Here is a 21,966-nt window from a genome sequence, read left to right on the forward strand (position 1 = left end):
AATAGTAGTTATGGGAAAAATTATTTTAACAGGTGACCGTCCAACAGGAAAACTTCATGTAGGACATTATGTAGGTTCATTAAAAAGACGAGTAGAGTTACAGAACTCAGGTGAATTTGATGATATTTTTATTATGATTGCAGATGCACAGGCATTAACTGATAATGCAGATAATCCGGCAAAGATTAGAGACAATATCATGGAAGTTGCACTTGATTATTTGTCAGTAGGAATTGATCCTGCTAAGTCTAATATATTTGTACAGTCAGCAGTTACAGAATTAACAGAATTAACATTTTATTATATGAATTTGGTTACAGTATCTAGATTGCAGAGAAATCCTACTGTAAAATCAGAAATTCAGATGCGTAATTTCGAAACAAGTATTCCTACTGGATTTTTCACATATCCAATCAGTCAGGCTTCAGATATTACAGCATTTAAGGCAACAACAGTTCCTGTTGGTGAAGACCAGATGCCGATGCTTGAACAGACAAGAGAGATTGTTCACAAGTTTAACTCAGTATACGGTGAGACACTTGTAGAACCACAGATTCTCCTTCCTGACAATAAGGCATGCTTAAGACTTCCGGGAATTGATGGAAAGGCTAAGATGAGTAAGTCTCTTGGAAATTGTATCTATATTTCAGAAGATGAGAAGGAAGTTAAGAAGAAAGTAATGTCTATGTTTACAGACCCTGATCATATCCGTATCGAAGATCCGGGTAAGATTGAAGGAAATACAGTATTCACATATTTGGATGCATTTTCAAATGAAGGACATTTTGCAGAATATCTTCCTGAATATGCAAACCTTGATGAATTAAAAGCTCATTATCAGAGAGGTGGACTTGGGGATGTTAAGGTTAAGAAGTTCCTTAACAATGTTATCCAGGAAGAGCTTTCTCCAATCAGAGCACGTAGAAAAGAATACGAAAAAGACATCGAAGGTGTATACGAAATCCTTAAAAAAGGAACAGAAGTTGCACAGGAAAGAGCAGCACAGACTTTAAGCGAAGTTAAACATGCAATGAAGATTGATTATTTTGAAGATCCTGAATTTTTAAGTGAACAGATTAAAAAATATAAATAAGATTTAGAAATATAAAAACCACATCAGATATACTATTTTTAAAGTTAACTAAAAGAAAATAGGTAAAGATGTGGTTTTTGTTTTAAATTAAAGTGAACAAAAATTTCATATCTGAGTTATAAAGCTGTTTAAATTCTCCGAAATAAAAGTTATTTAAAGTTTAATAATAAAGTTGGTCAAATTCTTCAAGTAAAGTTATTTAAATCTCAAAAATAAAACTCATTTAAATTCCCAAAATATCAATAACATCTAATCCAGTTTCTACAATATATGCGGGAATGGATTCGTACTCAGGTTCAGGATATTTTAAGTCAGGTATGCAAATAGAAGGAATATTTGCATTCTTTGAAGCTAATAAACCATTTTCAGAATCCTCCAATATAAGAGCAGCTTCTAAGGAAACATCTACTGATTTCCATGCTTTAAGAAAAATTTCAGGGTTTGGTTTAGATTCGTTAACTTTGTCACCACCAATAACGAAACTAAAATATTTATCAATTCCTGCACGCTTTAAATATTTTAATACAATTTCAGTTTTAGTGGATGAAGCAACTACACATGGAATGTTTGCAGCAAATAGAGCCTGCAAAAGCTCTTTTATTCCGGGCTTAATCTGAACTCCGTTTTTTTCAATTATATAATTCACCTGTTTTCGGGTCTCGCTAGAGATTATCTCATCAGGATAATCAGAACCGTAAATATCATAAAGAGTACGTTTGAGATTCTCTCCGGCAATACCTAATGTTTTTACATAATTTTCTTTTCTTTGTTTATAACCGTATTTTTCTAATATAGGAGCCTGAGTTTCCATAAACAACTTTTCCGTATCAAAAAGCAGCCCGTCCATATCAAAAATAACAAGTTTAGTTTTGGTCTTTAGTTCTCTATTTTTACAAATAATCATATATAATGCTCCAATTCATAATAAAAATAATCGAATACTTAAATGATAGTGATAAAGGCATAGATGTTACAAGTTCTGAGGCATATTATGATACTTTCATCACATCTAAAATAAATCATAAAATAAAAATTTAATTAGGTCAAAATATTTATTAAAAAATTAATAAATGTGAAGTGAAAAAATTATTCCCATTTTAAAGTGGGCAAAGTGGATTTTAGTCTTACAAAAATTAATAAACGTGGTAGGAAAATAAATCTTTCATAAGAAAAGAAATCAAGAAAATAATTTTCATAAAAGACATTGACGTGAAAATAATTATTATGTATTATAAAGATATGAAAATGATTTTCACGAAAGGGAATAAGATGAAAAAAAATATTTCGGTAATTGAAAATATAAACAGATTATATGACTCGTTTTTTGAACAGGAAAAAAAGATAGGAAATTACATACTTAGCAATTATAAAGAAGTTGTAAATATGACAATTTCAGAATTAGCTAAGAATAGTGGAACAAGTGTAGCAAGTGTTTCACGATTTTGCAAAAAGTGTGACGTGGACGGATTTCACCATTTGAAGATTGCACTGGCAAGAGAAATTGTTGAAGGTGATGACAACATACCGGTTTCTAATGATATTACAAGAGAAGATATCGGACAGTCATTACAAAATATTTTGGCAAATAAAATAGAAGAAATGAAGCAGACCATTTCATTAATAGATACAAAAGAATTTGATAAGATTCTTGAAAGCATACAGAATGCGGGAATTGTACAGTTTGTTGCAGTAGGAAATACGATTCCTGTAGCTTTAGACGGCGCATATAAGTTTAATGAAATTGGAATCCGCTCCATGGCAGGAAGCATATGGGAAACTCAATTATCATTTTCTATGACTTTAAAAGAACAAGATGTGTTAATTGCAATTTCTAACACAGGAGAGTCGAAGCAGGTTCAGAAAATGGTTGAGGCCGCAAAGGAAAATGGAGCAACAACCATTGGCATTACAAATAATCCCGATTCGACTATTGCAAAGACGGTAGACTATCATATACAGACGGCTACCAGAGAAAAATTATTCTTAAATGAGTTTTATTTCTCAAGAGTATCAGCAACAACAATTATAGAAATTCTATATTTGTTTTTAACAGTAGGACAGCAGAAAAGTTATGAAAGATTAAGCAAATGTGAAAATCTTATGGCAGATGAAAAATTATAAGAGGAGGAAACAAAATGAACGAAGTTCATTTTCTATAAATGTTTCCGACGAATAGCCGCCGACCGAAGGGAGGGGGCAATACATATAAACAGGAGGAATTATAAAATGAAACAAAAATGTGCAAAAGCAGCTTATGAAATGATTAAAGATGGAATGATTATAGGACTTGGTGGAGGAAGAACAATAGCTTTTCTTATTGAAGAACTAAAAAATGGAAATAAGAAAGTTAAAGCAGTTACACCTAGCGAAGATACAATGAATTTATGTGTCAAAGCAGGAATAGAAGTATTACCATTAGAATTTGTTAAACAAATTGATATTGCGTTTGACGGATGCAATGAGATTGACAAAAATCTTAATGCGTTAAAGACTGATGGCGGAATTTTTACAAGAGAAAAAATAGTAGCTGTTATGGCAAAAGATTATGTGATATTAGCGGATGAAGAAAAATATTCAGATGAGTTAACATTTGAACATGCAGTTGCAGTGGAAGTAATAAAAAGTGCAAAAGAATATGTTAAATCTAAATTAGAAGAAATGGGAGCAAAAGTAGAAGAACGTTCAACAGAAATGAAAATGGGAACTTTATTAAGTGATGACGGAAACTATCTTATGAATGCGTACTTTGAAAAAGGGCAGGATGTAAAAGCATTAGATGAAAAATTAAAGCACATAACAGGCATAGTAGAAACATCATTATTTTATAATATAGTGTCAAAAGCATTAATTGCAGGAGAAAGTGGCATTCGTGTAATAGATTAAAAGATTGTGGTGTTATACAAAAGCAATTTGAAAAATGTGGATATTAAGTTAGGAGGATAATCATGAGTAATTTAAACTGGGGAATAGTTGGTACAGGATGGATTGGCAGTGAAATGGCAGAGGCATTGTGGGCAGTACATGGAACTGTTTATGGAGTGTGTGGAAGCTCGCTTGAGAAGGCTGAAAATTTTGCCAAAGAATATAAAATAGAACATGCATATAATGATTTAGATGAAATGCTATCAGATAAGAATATTCATATAGTATACATTGCGACTCCACACAATATGCATTATGAAATGATGCTTAAATCATTAAAGGCAGGAAAGCATGTATTTTGTGAAAAGGCAATTACGGTAAACAGCAGACAGTTAGAAGAATGCGTCAAGGTGGCAAAGAAAAATAATTTAGTTATATGTGATGGCGTGACACTTCTTCACATGCCTTTATATAAGAAGATAAAGAAAATGATAGAAGATGGTGAAATTGGAAAGGTAAAAATGGTGCAGGTTAATTTTGGAAGTTGCAAGGAATATGATGTGAATAACAGATTTTTCTCAAAATCATTAGCAGGTGGGGCATTGCTTGATATAGGAGTATATGCAGTATCATTTGCCAGATATTTTATGGAAAGTAAGCCAAATGTTGTTCTTACCACTGCAAATTATTTTGAAACAGGAGTTGATGAAACAAGTGGAATTATTTTAAAAAATAATGATGGGCAAATGTCTGTTATTGCACTTACAATGAGAGCAAAACAACCAAAAAGAGGTGTTATTTCAGGAGAAAAGGGATATATACAGATAGATGAATATCCAAGAGCTCAAAAAGCAACAATTACATATACTGCTGACGGACATACTGAGGTTATAGACGAAGGTGATACGAAAAAAGCACTTCAATATGAAGTTATGGATATGGAAGAATATATTAATAATAATTCAGGACAGGAAAATCTTCAGATTGTAAGAGATGTAATGGAAACTCTTACTTCAGTTAGAAATCAGTGGGGAATGGTTTACGATTTTGAATAAGTAAAATTATGTAATGCCACAAGTTATAGATTAAAAGCCACTATATGCTTATGATAGTATATTTTTTTAGTAGATATTTGATTATTTACCTTTTCTACGTTAAAGAATACTATTGTTGCATGAGGTGGCTTTTAAATTATTGTAAGGTCTCGACATATAAAATTTATCAGGAATAAAAGTAATCCCGTTGTTCTGGGAAACTAAATGAAGAACAACATATTCGTCATGTGTTTCGTATATATATCTTGACTCAAAATTACCAACCTCATTACATAGTTTATCTGAAAGAACACGATGGAAAATAGTTTTATAATATGCTATAATGAGCGTTAGTGTGGAAAAGTATGCATTATATTTAAAATAGAACATAATTAAACAAGAAACCAATATAAAACAACATGGAGGAACAACAGTGGCTCACATTGATCAGAGTAAAATAAGAAACTTTTGCATTATTGCCCATATTGACCATGGAAAGTCAACTTTGGCAGATAGAATTATTGAAAAAACAGGATTGTTAACAAGCAGAGAAATGCAGGCACAGGTTCTTGATAATATGGAACTAGAGAGAGAACGTGGAATAACGATTAAGTCACAGGCAGTAAGAACGGTATATAAGGCAAAAGATGGAGAAGAATACATTTTTAACCTTATCGATACACCGGGACATGTCGATTTTAACTATGAAGTATCACGAAGCCTTGCAGCATGTGATGGTGCAATCCTTGTTGTCGATGCAGCACAGGGTGTAGAAGCACAGACTTTGGCAAATGTTTATATGGCACTTGATCATGACTTGGAAGTATTCCCTGTTATCAACAAGATAGATTTGCCTAGTGCAGATCCTGAAAGAGTTATAAATGAAATAGAAGATGTAATCGGACTTGAAGCTCATGATGCACCACTTATTTCAGCAAAAACAGGATTAAATATAGAAGAAGTATTAGAACAGATAGTGGAAAAAATACCGGCACCACAGGGAGATGTTGACGCACCACTTCAGGCATTAATATTTGACAGCTTATATGATGCGTATAAGGGAGTTATTGTTTTTTGCCGTTTAAAACATGGTGTTGTAAAAGCAGGTATGAATATAAAAATGATGGCTACGGGAGCAACAGCAAATGTAGTTGAAGTAGGATATTTTGGAGCAGGACAGTTTATTCCATGTGATGAACTTAGTGCAGGCATGGTTGGATATATTACAGCCAGCATCAAAAACGTAAAAGATACGCGAGTAGGTGACACTATTACTAATGCAGATAATCCTTGTGCAGAACCACTTCCCGGATACAAAAAAGTTAATCCTATGGTTTACTGTGGACTTTATCCGGCAGATGGAGCAAAATATCCTGATTTAAGAGATGCTCTTGAAAAATTACAGTTAAATGATGCAGCTTTGCAGTATGAACCTGAAACATCACTTGCATTAGGATTTGGCTTCAGATGCGGATTTTTAGGATTGCTTCATTTGGAAATTGTACAGGAAAGACTTGAGCGTGAGTACAATCTTGATTTAGTTACAACTGCACCTAGTGTTATTTACAAAATATATAAAAACGATGGAAGTGTTATAGAACTTACAAATCCTTCTAATTTGCCTGACCCAAGTGAAATTGAGCATATGGAAGAACCTATTGTTCATGCGGAAATAATGGTAACAACTGAGTTTATCGGTGCTATTATGGAATTATGTCAGCAAAGAAGAGGAACATATATAGGAATGGAATATGTAGAAGGTTCAAGAGCATTACTCGAATACGATATTCCGTTAAATGAAATAATATATGATTTCTTTGATGCACTTAAATCCCGCTCAAGAGGATATGCGTCATTTGATTATGAATTGAAAGGATATGAAGCAGCTAAGTTAGTTAAACTTGATATTCTTATTAATAAGGAAGAAGTGGATGCACTTTCATTTATCGTTCCGGATGTTACAGCATATGAACGAGGCAGAAAAATGTGCGAGAAACTTAAAAATGAAATACCACGTCAGTTATTTGAAATTCCAATTCAGGCAGCAGTCGGAAGTAAAGTAATTGCAAGAGAAACAGTTAAGGCAATGCGAAAAGATGTTTTGGCTAAATGTTATGGTGGCGATATTTCACGTAAGAAAAAACTTCTTGAAAAACAGAAAGAAGGAAAGAAGAGAATGCGTCAGGTTGGTAACGTTGAAATACCACAGGAAGCATTTATGGCAGTACTCAAATTGGACGAAGATTAATATAAAAGGTCTCTTTGCAGCAGGCAGAGGGACCTTATTAGTTGAAAAGAGAGGTAAAAATGAGCAAACATTTAGAAATATATATCCATATTCCGTTTTGCGTAAAAAAATGTGATTATTGTGATTTTCTCTCCGACAGGGCAGATTGCAAAACTAAAGAGGAGTATGTGGATGCGTTAATAAAAGAAATTGAATTGTCAAAAAATATTTTGAATGGATATGAAGTAGATTCAATCTTTTTTGGAGGAGGAACCCCTTCTATATTGGAATCACATTTATTTGAATGCATAATGAATGCAGTAAAAAAATATGCAAATATAAATGAAAATACAGAAATAACGATAGAATGTAATCCGGGCACTTTGACAAGAGAAAAATTAGAAGTTTACAAGAAAACCGGAGTGAACAGATTAAGCATAGGACTTCAGTCAGCAAATGATGATGAATTAAAAAGCATTGGAAGAATACACACATGGCAGGAGTTTTTGGATAATTATCGAATAGCAAGGGAATGTGGATTTGACAATATTAACATTGACTTAATGAGTGCACTTCCGGGACAAACGATTTCATCATATAAAGAAACTCTAGAAAAGGTAGTTGCCTTGAATCCAGAGCACATATCGGCGTATAGCCTTATAGTAGAAGAGGGCACGATAATGTATGACAGGGTAAATGAAGCAGCATTGCAGGGAAAGGATATACTTCCTGATGAAGATACTGAGCGTGAAATGTATTACATGACAAAGAATATCTTAGAAGAAAATGGATATCACAGATATGAAATATCAAATTATAGTAAAGAAGGCATGGAATGTAGACACAACGTAGGATATTGGCAGAGAAAAAATTATATTGGCTTTGGAATAGGAGCAGCTTCTTTATTAGAAAATGAAAGATATAATAATATTTCAGATTTAAATAAGTACATTGCTTTCATAAATGAAATATACAATTGCGAAGATAATATGGATGAAATGACAGCTTTTCAATATGGTAGTGAAGAAATGATGGATTATTTATTTGAAGATGAAGATGATTATGAATTTGAAAATAATAATCAACAATCAAGAGAAGATGAATCTGTATTCGAAGAAAAAATTTATCGAAAGAAAAGTGATAATGATACAGACTTTGATACTGATTATAACAGATTAGGTTCAATTCATAAAAACATTGAAAGACTCTCTAAAAATGATCAGATGGAAGAATTTATGTTTTTAGGCCTTAGAATGATGGAAGGAGTAAACAAAACTAAATTTGAAACATTATTTAATAAGAAGATAGAAAACGTATACGGTAATGTCTTAGAAAAACTTACACAGGAGAAATTATTGAAAACCGAAAACGACAATATAAAACTTACCGAAAGAGGAATTGATGTAAGCAATGTAGTATTATCAGAGTTTTTATTATAATAATATAATATGTAGAATACTCTATTTAATACTAATAAATATAGAGAAACTAATAAACTATAATAATTATAATAGGAATTATAGTAGGTAATTAATTGAACATTAATACTAGTATTGGGGAAAATAAAAAAACAAAACTAATTGCATTCAAAAAATATATATTTAATAATATCCAAAATAAAAATATCTAAAATTAAACATCATAGCACAAACCGGATAAATGTATATAATAACGAAAGAGCATTTGCCACCGTCGGTTCAATGTTCCATCATATGGAATGACTAGAACCGAAGGTTCTAATGTCAGACCATATGATGGAACATTAGAACTGCTACGAGTGGCAAGCAGCGAAAGCGTTCTTTCGATATTATATACATTTTTAATTGCAAGCAGCGAAAGCGTTCTTTCGATATTATATACATCCTTAAGGTTTGTGCTATTTTTCTATGTTCACAAATTATTTACAAAAGTTTCTATAATTTTTTTTGCAAAAATGTTGACAAATAATATGGTGGGTGCTATTTTAATTTATGAAAGATGTTAGCACTCAAAACTAACGAGTGCTAATAAGTAGAAAGGAGATGGAATATGGAACTGACAGAGAGAAAAGTAAAAATATTACAGGCAGTCATTCGTAACTATTTGGAAACAGGCGAGCCCGTTGGTTCAAGAACCATTTCTAAGTATACAGATCTTAACTTAAGTTCAGCAACCATTCGTAATGAGATGGCTGACTTAGAAGAGATGGGATATATAGTTCAGCCTCATACATCAGCAGGACGAATTCCTACAGATAAAGGTTACAGACTTTATGTTGACGATTTAATGAAAGAAAAAGTTCAGGAATTAGACAACAGAGAAAAGAAAGTAACTGAAAGAGAAAACCTTTTATTTGAAAAGGTTGATAAGGTTGAAACCCTTCTTCAGAATATGGCGAAGATGCTTGCAACCAATACTAATTATGCAACAATGATTTCAACATCAAGGGATAACGAAGATAAGATAAAATTCATTCAGTTGTCACTTATGGATGACAATCAGATTTTATGTATTGTTGTTTCGGGAAGAAACAGAGTAGTAAACAAGATTATAAAAGTTAAAGACCAGATTAATGAAGAAATGGTTTTGAGACTTAATGTGGCACTCAATACAAGTCTTGCAGGATTAGCAGTTGAGCAGATTAACATAGCTGTTATTTCAACACTTACATCTAATGCAGGTGAACATAAAGAATTAGTAACAGATGTGTTACAGGCAATTACAGAAGCCATTGCATCAGAAGCACAGATGAAGATTTATACATCAGGTGCAACGAATATTTTGAAGTATCCTGAATTAAGCAGTAACGAGAATGCAAGTTTGTTGCTTTCAACATTTGAAGAAAAGAAGCCATTAACCAATTTGGTAAATGATAATGAAACAGGAATTCAGGTTTATATCGGTGAAGAAACTCCGGTAGAAGGAATGAAGGATTGTAGTGTTGTAACAGCAACTTATGAATTAGAAGATGGCATTAAAGGTACCATCGGAGTTATAGGTCCGAAGCGAATGGATTATGAGAAAGTTGTAGAGACATTAAGAACAGTTAAGGGCCAGTTAAGCGATGCTTTCAAGAAGGAAGACGAATAGAAAGGAAGGTCCAATGGAAAAGAATATTAACGATATGCCTGAAGAAGAAAAGGTAGAAAAATCTGAAACTGAAGAAGAAACAGTAGAAGATACAAATGAAACAGTAGAAACTGAAAAAGAAACAACAGAAGATACTAAAGAAGATAAAGACAAAAAAGAAGCAGAAGATAAAAATTCTTCAGACAAAAAAGAAAAGAAAAAAATATTTGGAAAGAAAGATAAGAAAGACCAGCAGATAGAAGAGTTAACTGATAAACATCAAAGACTTATGGCTGAATTCCAAAACTATAGAAACCGTAGCGAAAAAGAAAAATCAGCAATGTTTGAAGTTGGTGCAAGATCAATTATTGAAAAACTTCTTCCGATTGTAGATAACTTTGAAAGAGGTATCGCAGCATTATCAGAAGAAGAACAGAAATCACCAACAGGTCAGGGAATGAATTTAATATATAAGCAGTTGATGACAGCATTTGAAGAAATGGGAGTTACAGTCATTGAAGCTAAAGGCCAACAGTTTGATCCGGAATTACACAATGCAGTAATGCATGAAGACAATGACGAATTAGAAGAAAATGTTGTTGTTGAGGAATTCCAGAAAGGCTATAAATATAGAGACAGTGTTATAAGACATAGCATGGTTAAGGTAGCTAATTAATTTTACAAATAAGAAATTATTTAACATATATTTGAACTCGGAAAACCGAGAAATAAGAAAATTATCAATTTAGGAGGAAATATATCATGGGAAAGATTATTGGTATTGACTTAGGAACTACAAATTCATGTGTAGCAGTTATGGAAGGTGGAAAACCTACAGTTATTACAAATGCAGAAGGTGTTAGAACAACTCCATCAGTAGTAGCATTTGCAAAATCAGGTGAAAGATTAGTTGGTGAAACAGCTAAACGTCAGGCAGTTACAAACGCTGACAAGACAATCTCTTCAATTAAGAGACATATGGGAACAGATTACAAAGTAGCAATTGATGATAAGAAATATACACCACAGGAAATTTCAGCAATGATTCTTCAGAAGTTAAAAGGTGATGCTGAAGCTTACTTAGGTGAAAAGGTATCAGAAGCTGTTATTACAGTACCTGCTTACTTCAATGATGCACAGAGACAGGCAACAAAAGATGCAGGTAAGATTGCAGGACTTGATGTAAAGAGAATTATCAACGAGCCAACAGCTGCAGCATTAGCTTATGGTCTTGATAATGAAAAAGAACAGAAGATTATGGTATACGATTTAGGTGGTGGTACATTTGATGTATCTATTATCGAAATTGGTGATGGTGTAATCGAAGTATTATCAACTTCAGGTGATAACAGACTTGGTGGTGATGACTTTGATGAAGCAATTACAAATTATATGATTTCTGACTTCAAGACAAAGACAGGTGTAGACCTTACAACAGATAAGATGGCACTTCAGAGAATTAAAGAAGCAGCAGAAAAAGCTAAGAAGGAACTTTCTTCAGCAACACAGACAAACATTAACATCCCTTACATTACAGTAACAGCTGAAGGACCACAGCATTTTGATTTAACTCTTACAAGAGCTAAATTTGATGAATTAACAAGAGCATTAGTTGAAAGAACAGCAGTTCCTGTACAGAATGCATTAAGAGATGCCGGAATTACAGCAGCTGAACTTGGAAAGGTATTATTAGTTGGTGGTTCAACAAGAATCCCTGCAGTACAGGATAAGGTTAAACAACTTACAGGTCATGAACCATCTAAGAGTTTGAATCCTGATGAATGTGTAGCAATCGGTGCATCAATTCAGGGTGGTAAACTTGCAGGTGATGCAGGCGCAGGCGAAATCTTACTTCTTGATGTTACTCCACTTTCATTATCAATTGAAACAATGGGTGGTATCGCAACAAGATTAATTGAAAGAAATACAACAATTCCTACAAAGAAGAGCCAGACATTCTCAACAGCAACAGATAACCAGACAGCCGTTGATATCAACGTAGTACAGGGTGAAAGACAGTTCGCAAGAGATAACAAGAGCCTTGGACAGTTCAGACTTGATGGAATCCCACCAGCAAAGAGAGGTGTTCCACAGATTGAAGTTACATTTGATATTGATGCAAATGGTATCGTAAATGTTTCAGCTAAGGATTTAGGAACAGGAAAAGAACAGCACATTACAATTACAGCAGGTTCAAATATGTCTGATGAAGATATCGATAAGGCTGTAAAAGAAGCTGCTGAATTTGAAGCACAGGATAAGAAACGTAAGGAAGGCATTGATGCTAAGAATGAAGCTGATTCAATGGTATTCCAGACAGAAAATGCTTTGAATGAAGTTGGTGATAAGATTGATGCAAATGATAAGGCAGCAGTTCAGGCTGACATCGATGCATTAAAGGCTGTAATTGCTGAAATTACAGATGACCAGAACATCACAGATGCTCAGATTGAAAGCTTAAAGAATGGAAAAGAAAAATTAATGGAAAGCTCACAGAAAGTATTCTCAAAGATGTATGAACAGGCTCAGGCACAGGCTGGAGCACAGGGAGCAGGTCCTGATATGGGAGCACAGGGAGCTTACCAGGATCCTAATGCAGGAGCTGGAGCAGATGATGTAGTTGATGGTGACTATAAGGAAGTATAATCTGAATACACATATAGCACTGGGTTATAGAATATGATAGAATGTATCCCGTCCGGGTTTAGCCCGGACGGGTTTTACAAGTTATTTATACTAATATAAAAATAATGAAAATAGGACTAGGGTATGACATCCGTGTTTTATTTGCAGATTATTTATTCATACTAATATGAAAGGTGATAAAAATGGCGGAAAAAAGAGATTATTATGAGGTATTAGGCGTTGATAAAAATGCTGACGAAGCCACAATAAAAAGCGCATATAGAAAATTGGCTAAGAAATATCACCCGGACGTAAATCCTGGGGAAGAAGCTGCGGCGAAGTTTAAAGAAGCATCAGAGGCATATGCTGTACTTAGTGATGCTGATAAGAGACGTCAGTATGATCAATTCGGTCATGCAGCATTTGATGGAAGCGCAGGAGCAGGAGCCGGAGGATTTGATTTTAATTCTGCAGACTTTGGAGATATATTTGGAGACATATTCGGAGATATATTTGGCGGAGGCAGACGTAGTTCAAGAAACAGCAATGGTCCTATGAGAGGAGCAGATATTCGTGCTTCAGTCAGAATAACATTTGAAGAAGCTGTATTTGGATGCGAAAAGGAATTAAGTCTTAATCTTAAAGATGAATGTACAACATGTCATGGAACAGGTGCAAAGCCTGGAACACAACCTGAAACATGTAGCCGATGCGGAGGTAGAGGTCAGGTAGTTACAACACAGCAGAGCTTCTTTGGAACAATGCAGAATATTACAACATGTCCTGAATGTAACGGAACAGGTAAGGTTATAAAGGATAAATGTGCAACATGTCACGGCACAGGATATACTTCAAGTCTTAAAAAGATTGCAGTTACAATTCCGGCAGGTATTGATGACGGACAGAGTGTAAGAATCAGAGAAAAAGGTGAACCTGGAAGAAATGGCGGACCAAGAGGAGACTTATTAGTACAGGTTAGAATTATAGGCAATCCAAACTTCCAAAGAAATGGAATGGATTTATATACAAATACATCAATCTCATTTGCACAGGCAGCAATAGGAGGAGATGTAAGAGTTAACACTGTAGATGGAGATGTATTGTTTAACATAAAACCGGGAACACAGACAGGAACAAGAATCAGATTAAAAGGAAAAGGTGTTCCAAGTATTAGAAATAAAGCAGTTCGTGGTGATCAATATACAACTTTGATTGTAAGAGTACCTGAAAAATTGACTCATGAACAAAAAGAGTTAATTAAACAGTTAGACAAAGTATCAGGAAATACACTAAACCAAAGTGAAGATGAAAAGCCAAAGAAAAAGAGCTTTAAAGATAAATTTAAACTAGATTAAGAGATTAGAAAAAAGAAATATTGCGGATATAAAAGTAAAATTGCTTTTATATCCGTATTTTTATATATTAAAAATTTGAAAAAAATTTTATAAGTTAGAAAATATTAAAACAATCATTTAAATAAATAAAGAAGAAATAAGTAATGTATATATTAAATTAAGTAACAATAAAACAAGAAAAAATTGCAAAAAAAAGTTTTTGTGAACAATAAAACCAATGAGAGTAATCACTAATAGTCAAATTGTACAAAAACAAGCAAAAAAATAAGCGGTTTATAATAAAATATGTTGACTTTTGAAACGTTTTTAACTATACTGACTGTATAATAGTTATAAAGTTCAGGAGGAAAATTGAAATGAGAAAGAATTTAAAGAAAATCGCCACATTAGCAATGGCAGCAGCAATGGCTATCGCAGTAGTACCTGCAGTACCAACTCAGGCAGCTAAAACAGAATTAATTAAGAATGAATGGGACAGTTACTTTGGTGCTTCATCAGGATGGGCTGAAGGAGCAGAAGGAGCTTTGACAGAAAATTCTAAGTCATCTTGGACAGCCGATATGGATTCAATTGGCTGGGGTGGAATCTGGGGAGCTCAGATTAAGAATGAAAACCTTAAGTACCAGAAAGGCCAGTCATATACAGTAAGTTGTAAACTTAAAGCAACTAATTTAGATAAATGGGTTCTTGTTAAGGTTGAAGGAGATGATCCTAATGCATACGAACCTGATAAGGCTCCATTAGCATTTAAGTGGGTACAGTTACAGCAGGATAAAGAACAGACAGTAACATTAGATTTTACTTTGGCTAAGAATTATAGTGGACATCTTTCATTATACTTTGGCGTTGGCGGAGAAATGGGTGACAGAGAAGATGAACAGTTAGCAGGTCTTTACAATGGTTTAGTTACATTACCAAAGGATGGAGATCCTACATTTTCATCATCTGTAAAATGTTCTAACATTTCAGTAAAACAGGTTGCTACAACAATTAAGAAAGTAAGAGCTAAGAAAGGCGTAGCTAAGGTTACTATTAACAAGAGTGCAGTAGCAAAGAAATATGTTGTACAGTATTCAACAAAGAGCAGTATGGCTGGTGCAAAGAAAGTTGTTACGGCTAAGACAAATGCAACATTAAAGAATCTTACAAGTGGAAAGAAATACTACGTTAGAGTTGCTGTTGTAAACAAGAATGGAAAGCAGAGCAAAGAATGGAGTGCTAAGAAAGTAGTTAAGGTTAAATAATTAAAGCTACATATATAAACTGTTTGAATTGCAATAATAAATAAACAAGAGAAACCTTATAATTAGGAAGAATTCCTTTTTATAAGGTTTCTTTTATATTGGCGTGCCCGGCGATGTATGTTCCACTTTGTAACATACAGTTTATGGAGAAATAAAAAGTGAAAAGGCTAAAAGGGATATTTATAAAAGGCTGAAAGGGATATTTATGAAAGGTTGCATTAAAAAGTTTTAGCGTTTATAATAAAATGATGTTTTGTGGTTTAAGAGAGGATTTTATTTATGAAATGGAATAAATATACGTTAAAAACAACAACAGAAGCTATAGATTATATAAGTGGTTTGATGATTGAACTTGGTATAGATGGAATACAGATAGAAGACAATGTGCCTTTATCAGAAGAGGACAAGAAGGCAATGTTTATAGATTATCTTCCAACACTTCCTAAAGATGATGGAACAGCATATATAAGTTTTTATACAGAGGAAGATAATGACGATGAAGCATTACTTCATAAAGTTAGAGAAAAATTAAAAGAAGCATCATCATTTATAAATGTTGGAGAGGGAACAATAGAAAAAGATATAACAGAAGACATTGACTGGGTTAATAATTGGAAACAGTTTTTTAAAGCTTTTACTGTAGGAGAATTTTATATTAAACCTACATGGGAAGAAATTGATGAAGCTCATAAAGATATGAAGATGATTGAAATTGATCCCGGGACTGCATTTGGAACAGGAAAACATGAAACAACTCAACTTTGCATCAATCAGCTAATAAAATATGTAAAACCTGGTGATATAGTACTTGATTTAGGATGTGGAAGCGGTATCTTGTCTATAGTTGCAAAAAAATTAGAGGCAGGTAAAATGGCAATGACTGACATTGATCCGGCTGCAATTACTGCATCAAAAGAAAATTTCCAGGTAAATCATATTGCGATGGATGACATTGATTTGTATGATGGAAATATTATAGATGATGAAGAATTACAGAAAAAAGTCGGATTTAATAAATATGATGTAGTTGTTGCAAATATATTAGCAGATGTAATTATTCCAATATCAGCAATCGTAGATAAATTCTTAAAGAAAGGTGGAATATTTATTTCATCAGGGATTATTTACATGAAAGAAGAAGATGTAGTTGATGCCATAAAGAAAAATCACAAATTAAAATTTATGGAAACAGTAAATCAAGGTGACTGGCGTGCAATTATGGCACAGAAGATTTTAGATTAAAAGAGTGGTATAGAATGTATAGATTTTTTGTTAATGCCGAAAATATATTAGAAGATACTATTTTAGTTACAGGTAGTGATGTTAATCATATAAAAAATGTTCTTCGTATGAAAATCGGAGAAGAAATCCTTATTAGCGATGGAAATGATAAGGAATATGTCTGCAGTATTTTAAATATGGATGATGAAAAAGTTGAAGCAAAAATATTAGATATAAACGGACCGGGAAGAGAATTGCCTATAAAAGTATATTTGTTTCAGGGATTGCCTAAAGGCGATAAAATGGAAACAGTAATACAGAAAATGGTAGAACTTGGAGTTTATGGAATTGTGCCGGTAAGTACAAAAAGGTCAATAGTAAAGTTAGATGCAAAAAAGGCAGCCAATAAAGTGAAAAGATGGAATGCCATTTCAGAAAGTGCAGCAAAACAAAGTAAAAGAGGAATAATTCCTAGAGTAAATGATGTCTGCACATTTAAACAGGCAATCGGTATGGCTAAAGAATTAGATATGATTATAATGCCGTATGAAGAAGCAGATGATATGGAAAAGACAAGAAATATCATTAGAGACTTAAAAAAAGACACATCTGTTGGAATTTTCATAGGACCTGAGGGAGGATTTGCTAAAGAGGAAGTAAATGCCGTTATGGAGGAAAATGGAACTCCAATAACTTTGGGGAAAAGAATTTTAAGAACTGAAACGGCAGGCATGGCTATTATGTCAGTAATTATGTTTATGATGGAAGAATAAGGAGCAAAAATGGAAGCGTATTTTGATAATTCAGCCACAACAGTAGTGACAGAAAATGTAAAAGATATAGTTGTAAAAGTTATGACGCAGGATTATGGAAATCCATCATCTATGCATATGGTAGGTGTAAATGCTGAAAAATATATTAAGCAGGCCAAGGAAAATATATCAAAAATATTAAAAACAGACCCGAAAGAAATATATTTTACATCAGGTGGCACAGAGTCGAATAACCTTGCAATAATAGGAAGCGCTAATGCAAATAAAAGAGCAGGAAATAGAATAATAACTACAAAAATTGAACATTCTTCTGTTGCGGCAACGATGAAATACTTAGAAGAACAGGGATTTGAGATTGTATATCTACCTGTAGATAACAAAGGCATTGTAGCTATGGAAAGCCTTAAAAATGCTATGAATGAAAATACAATTCTTGTTTCTGTTATGTTTGTAAATAATGAAGTAGGTGCAATAGAACCTATTGAAGAAATTGGAAAATATATTAAGTCAGTAAAAAAAGATGTTGTATTCCATGTTGATGCTATTCAGGCATTTGGAAAGTTAGACATAAAACCTAAAAAGCTAAATATAGATATTCTTACTGTAAGCGGACACAAAATTCATGGACCAAAAGGTTCAGGATTTATATATATAAAAGACAAAACAAAAATATCACCAATTATATTTGGTGGCGGACAGCAAAAAGGAATGCGTTCAGGTACAGAGAATGTGCCTGGTATTGCAGGAATTGGTGAAGCGGCAAGAGCAGCTTATGAAAATTTGGATGAAAAGGTGGACAAACTTATTTCCTTAAAAGACAGACTTATTGATATTTTAAATGAAATGGAAGATGTTACTGTAAACAGTCAGAAAGGAAAACAAGGTGCACCGCATATTGTAAGTGCAAGTTTTAAAGGCGTAAGAAGTGAAGTACTTCTTCATGCGTTAGAAGAAAGAGGAATTTATATATCAGCCGGCTCAGCATGCTCATCTAACAGACCGGCAGTAAGTGCTACTTTAAAAGCTATGAACATAGATAAAGATTTGTTAGAATCAACTGTAAGATTTAGCTTTAGCACATTAAATACTATGGACGAAATAGAATACTGTGGGGAACAGCTAAACAGCTTGCTACCTATGTTAAGAAAATACGTTAGAAGATAGAAGGAGAGTAAAATGACACAATCACTTTTGATTAAATATGCCGAGATTGGTATAAAGGGAAAAAACAGATATTTGTTTGAAAATGCCCTTGTTAAACAGGCAAAGATTGCATTGAAACGTGTAGATGGAGAGTTTGTTGTAACAAAAGAAGCAGGAAGAATTTATGTTACTACAGAATCTGACTGCGATATGGATGAAGCGATTGAAGCGTTACAATATGTGTTTGGTATTGTAGGCATTTGCCCAATGATGCAGATAGAGGACAATGGATTTGAAGATTTAGCTAAACATGTAATAAAACATATCGAAGATAACTATGAAGATAAAAATCTTACATTTAAGGTTGCAGCCAGAAGAAGCAGAAAGAATTATCCAATGGATTCCATGGAAATTAACATGGAAATGGGAGGCGTAATTTTAGATGCATTCCCTGAAATGAAGGTGGATGTTCATAATCCTGATATTGTAATTAATATCGAGATAAGAAATAAAATTAATATTTATTCAAAGATAATTCCGGGACCGGGTGGAATGCCTGTTGGAACAGCCGGAAATGGTATGCTTTTATTATCAGGAGGAATTGATAGCCCTGTTGCAGGATATATGGTTGCAAAACGTGGAGTGCATATTGATGCAGTATATTTCCATGCACCACCATACACATCTGAAAGAGCAAAACAGAAAGTTGTCGATTTGGCAAAAATCATATCAAAGTATACAGGACCAATGAATTTATATGTAGTTAATTTTACAGATATACAGATGTATATTTATGACAAATGTCCACATGATGAGTTAACTATCATTATGAGAAGATATATGATGAGAATTGCAGAGTATTTTGCAAATAAAGAAGGCTCATTAGGACTTATAACAGGAGAAAGTATAGGACAGGTTGCAAGTCAGACAATGCAAAGCCTTGCAGCTACAAATGAAGTATGTACTATGCCGGTATTCAGACCTGTAATTGCATTTGATAAGCAGGAAATAGTAGATATTTCATTAAAGATTGGAACATATGAAACATCTATCCTTCCATATGAGGATTGTTGTACAACATTTGTTGCTAAACATCCGGTTACTAAACCAAATATTAATATTATTAAAAGATCAGAAACACATTTGGAAGAAGAAATTGACAGAATGTTTAAGGAAGCAGTTGAAACTGCAGAATTAATCGAGATAAGAAGAGACTAATTAAATAAAAAAGAGGGTAATAAAAAAGCAGGCAAACCTGCCTGCTTTTTTAGCAACATCAATTATACAAGATATGGCTTTAAAACATCTAAAATAGCGTTAACGTCATCTTCGCTATGGATGTTTAAGTCAATTGGTTTAGAAAGATCAAGACTGAAAATTCCCATAATTGACTTTGCATCAATTACATAACGACCTGATACTAAATCAAAATCAGAATCAAATTTTGTTATGTCATTTACGAAAGCTTTTACTTTATCAATTGAATTTAAGCTGATTGTAACTGTTTTCATAATAAATACCTCTCTTAAATATATTTTTATACGTCAATATTAACACGAGGCTGATAATAGGGCAATGATAAAAGTATACAAAATTTAATCAAAAAAATTGTTTGGAGTTTGTAAAAATGTTAAAAGTAGCATTACATAATTTAGGATGTAAAGTAAATGCATATGAGACTGAGGCAATGGCACAAAAGCTGGAAGATGCCGGTTACGAAATTGTACCATTTAATGAAAAGGCCGATGTGTATATTATAAATACATGTTCAGTTACAAATATGGCAGATAGAAAATCGAGACAAATGCTTCATAAAGCTAAGAAAATGAATGAAGATGCAGTAGTAGTTGCAGCAGGATGTTATGTTCAGACAGCAACAGAAAAATTGTTAGAAGATTTGTCTGTTGACATTCTTATTGGAAATAATAAGAAAAAAGATATAGTTGAAGAACTTCAAAAATATTTTGATGATAACAAATATAATAAAAATGTAATTGATATAAATGCCACAAATGAATATGAAGAGTTGGAACTGGCAACTGTAACAGAACATACCAGAGCTTATATAAAAATTCAGGATGGATGTAATCAGTTCTGTTCATATTGTATAATTCCGTATGCGAGAGGAAGAATAAGAAGTAGAGAATTTGATAATATAAGACAGGAAGTTACAGAACTTGCAAAAAAAGGGTTCAAAGAAATCGTACTTACGGGTATTCATTTAAGTTCATATGGCAATAATGAAAATAAATTAATAGATGTTGTTGAAATGATTGCCGGAATTGAAGGGGTTGAAAGAATAAGATTGGGTTCTCTTGAGCCAAATATCGTGACGGAGGATTTTGCAAAAAGATTATCAAAAGTTGAGAAAATATGTCCGCATTTTCATTTGTCAATGCAGAGTGGATGTGATAATACATTAAAAAGAATGAATAGACATTATACATCTGACGAATATTTTGAAAAATGCGAACTTTTAAGAAAATATTTTGACAATCCGGCATTTACAACGGATGTAATCGTTGGATTCCCAGGTGAAACGCAGGAAGATTATGAAATCTCAAGAGAGTTTGTAAAAAAAGTAAGATTTTCAGAATTACATGTATTTAAATATTCAAAACGAGATGGCACTGTTGCTGCAAAAATGGAAAATCAGATTCCAGAGCCTGTAAAGACAGAAAGAAGCGAGGATTTGATTAAAGTTGGCGAAAATCTTACAATGGAATATAGAAGAAAATTTATAGGAAAAAAGGTAAGTGTATTGTTTGAAGAAATAATTAATGTAGCAGGAGAAAATTATTGGGTAGGTCACACAAAAGAATATATTAGGGTTATAATGAAGAGTGACAAAGACATATCAGGAGACATTAAAAACGTTTCATTAATTGGATTCGCAAATGAGTGTTTAAATTGTAAAAATATTGAAAAAAAAGGTGTGGGCAAGGAAATAATGCTTGCCACAATATAAGTTTTATATTAGTATAAAGGTACATGGAAAATGCCAAAAGGGCAAAAGGACGGGATAAGATGAGTAATTTAGGAAACACACAATACTTCAAAGTTCCACAGGAACAGAAGTTAGGCGTTGAAGAAATTTTAGAAAGAGTATATCAGGCGTTAGCAGAAAAAGGATACAATCCGGTTAACCAGATTGTAGGTTATATTATGTCCGGAGATCCTACATACATTACAAGTCATAATAATGCCAGAAGCCTTATTATGAAAGTAGAACGCGATGAATTAATTGAAGAAACAGTTAAGTATTATATCAACAACAAATTAAAATAAGCAACGGCTATACAAATGGGAGTTTCATTGAAGAAACTCTTTTTTGTAGCAAA

19 protein-coding genes are annotated in these 21,966 nt (G+C 33.1%); 17 read left to right on the forward strand and 2 right to left on the reverse strand.

All coding sequences use genetic code 11. The annotated features are described in order from the left end of the window. Window positions 1-10: 10 nt before the first annotated feature. Entirely contained in the window at window positions 11-1,093 is a 1,083-nt protein-coding gene (gene trpS / locus N5B56_RS05740; protein WP_260978550.1) for a tryptophan--tRNA ligase, read from the forward strand. A gap of 223 nt (window positions 1,094-1,316) precedes the next feature. On the opposite strand, the gene N5B56_RS05745 is transcribed toward trpS, so the two are convergent. Next, a complete protein-coding gene (locus N5B56_RS05745; RefSeq protein WP_022089246.1) occupies window positions 1,317-1,997 on the reverse strand; it encodes an HAD family hydrolase in 681 nt (226 codons plus the stop codon). Window positions 1,998-2,362: 365 nt separating this feature from the next. Between N5B56_RS05745 and N5B56_RS05750 the strand changes: the two genes are divergently transcribed. The 14 genes from N5B56_RS05750 to thiI all read left to right on the forward strand — a co-directional run bounded on the left by N5B56_RS05750 (window position 2,363) and on the right by thiI (window position 19,843). Beyond that, on the forward strand, window positions 2,363-3,214 hold the full coding sequence (locus N5B56_RS05750; protein ID WP_117909891.1) for a MurR/RpiR family transcriptional regulator: 852 nt from the start codon (window positions 2,363-2,365) through the stop codon (window positions 3,212-3,214). Window positions 3,215-3,319: 105 nt separating this feature from the next. Then, window positions 3,320-3,976, forward strand: coding sequence for a ribose 5-phosphate isomerase A (gene rpiA / locus N5B56_RS05755; protein ID WP_260978551.1), 657 nt, complete (start codon window positions 3,320-3,322; stop codon window positions 3,974-3,976). Between the two features lie 62 nt (window positions 3,977-4,038). Beyond that, window positions 4,039-5,010, forward strand: a complete 972-nt coding sequence (locus N5B56_RS05760; RefSeq protein ID WP_117909893.1) for a Gfo/Idh/MocA family protein — start codon at window positions 4,039-4,041, stop codon at window positions 5,008-5,010. 412 nt (window positions 5,011-5,422) lie between these two features. Then, entirely contained in the window at window positions 5,423-7,237 is a 1,815-nt protein-coding gene (gene lepA, locus N5B56_RS05765) for a translation elongation factor 4 (RefSeq protein ID WP_022089242.1), read from the forward strand. A 59-nt stretch (window positions 7,238-7,296) separates the two neighbouring features. Next, window positions 7,297-8,655, forward strand: a complete 1,359-nt coding sequence (hemW, locus tag N5B56_RS05770; protein WP_178515909.1) for a radical SAM family heme chaperone HemW — start codon at window positions 7,297-7,299, stop codon at window positions 8,653-8,655. A gap of 589 nt (window positions 8,656-9,244) precedes the next feature. After that, a complete protein-coding gene (gene hrcA, locus N5B56_RS05775) occupies window positions 9,245-10,285 on the forward strand; it encodes a heat-inducible transcriptional repressor HrcA (RefSeq protein WP_022089240.1) in 1,041 nt (346 codons plus the stop codon). A 13-nt stretch (window positions 10,286-10,298) separates the two neighbouring features. Further along, the gene (grpE, locus tag N5B56_RS05780; RefSeq protein WP_022089239.1) at window positions 10,299-10,940 is read left to right on the forward strand and encodes a nucleotide exchange factor GrpE; all 642 of its coding nucleotides are present in this window, start codon (window positions 10,299-10,301) and stop codon (window positions 10,938-10,940) included. Window positions 10,941-11,026: 86 nt separating this feature from the next. Then, window positions 11,027-12,910 carry a molecular chaperone DnaK gene (gene dnaK / locus N5B56_RS05785; protein WP_022089238.1) on the forward strand — a complete coding sequence of 628 codons (1,884 nt, stop codon included), beginning with the start codon at window positions 11,027-11,029 and terminating at the stop codon, window positions 12,908-12,910. A 182-nt stretch (window positions 12,911-13,092) separates the two neighbouring features. Continuing rightward, window positions 13,093-14,244, forward strand: a complete 1,152-nt coding sequence (gene dnaJ / locus N5B56_RS05790; RefSeq protein WP_117909895.1) for a molecular chaperone DnaJ — start codon at window positions 13,093-13,095, stop codon at window positions 14,242-14,244. Between the two features lie 356 nt (window positions 14,245-14,600). Beyond that, a complete protein-coding gene (locus tag N5B56_RS05795; protein ID WP_022089236.1) occupies window positions 14,601-15,488 on the forward strand; it encodes a fibronectin type III domain-containing protein in 888 nt (295 codons plus the stop codon). 279 nt (window positions 15,489-15,767) lie between these two features. After that, entirely contained in the window at window positions 15,768-16,730 is a 963-nt protein-coding gene (gene prmA / locus N5B56_RS05800; RefSeq protein WP_260978552.1) for a 50S ribosomal protein L11 methyltransferase, read from the forward strand. Between the two features lie 14 nt (window positions 16,731-16,744). Continuing rightward, a complete protein-coding gene (locus tag N5B56_RS05805; RefSeq protein ID WP_260978553.1) occupies window positions 16,745-17,482 on the forward strand; it encodes a 16S rRNA (uracil(1498)-N(3))-methyltransferase in 738 nt (245 codons plus the stop codon). A 9-nt stretch (window positions 17,483-17,491) separates the two neighbouring features. Further along, window positions 17,492-18,646: a cysteine desulfurase family protein gene (locus N5B56_RS05810; RefSeq protein ID WP_260978554.1), complete on the forward strand. Its 1,155-nt coding sequence runs from the start codon at window positions 17,492-17,494 to the stop codon at window positions 18,644-18,646. Window positions 18,647-18,658: 12 nt separating this feature from the next. Next, window positions 18,659-19,843: a tRNA uracil 4-sulfurtransferase ThiI gene (thiI, locus tag N5B56_RS05815; RefSeq protein ID WP_022089232.1), complete on the forward strand. Its 1,185-nt coding sequence runs from the start codon at window positions 18,659-18,661 to the stop codon at window positions 19,841-19,843. Window positions 19,844-19,905: 62 nt separating this feature from the next. Here the strand turns inward: thiI and N5B56_RS05820 are convergent, their stop codons facing one another. Beyond that, window positions 19,906-20,136 carry an HPr family phosphocarrier protein gene (locus N5B56_RS05820; RefSeq protein WP_022089231.1) on the reverse strand — a complete coding sequence of 77 codons (231 nt, stop codon included), beginning with the start codon at window positions 20,134-20,136 and terminating at the stop codon, window positions 19,906-19,908. A 116-nt stretch (window positions 20,137-20,252) separates the two neighbouring features. Between N5B56_RS05820 and mtaB the strand changes: the two genes are divergently transcribed. Further along, on the forward strand, window positions 20,253-21,593 hold the full coding sequence (gene mtaB / locus N5B56_RS05825) for a tRNA (N(6)-L-threonylcarbamoyladenosine(37)-C(2))-methylthiotransferase MtaB (RefSeq protein ID WP_260978555.1): 1,341 nt from the start codon (window positions 20,253-20,255) through the stop codon (window positions 21,591-21,593). Between the two features lie 59 nt (window positions 21,594-21,652). Beyond that, window positions 21,653-21,913: an IreB family regulatory phosphoprotein gene (locus N5B56_RS05830; protein ID WP_022089229.1), complete on the forward strand. Its 261-nt coding sequence runs from the start codon at window positions 21,653-21,655 to the stop codon at window positions 21,911-21,913. Window positions 21,914-21,966: the final 53 nt, after the last annotated feature.

The sequence above is a fragment of the Eubacterium album genome, assembly GCF_025336545.1.
Lineage (GTDB): Bacteria > Bacillota > Clostridia > Lachnospirales > Lachnospiraceae > Eubacterium_U > Eubacterium_U album.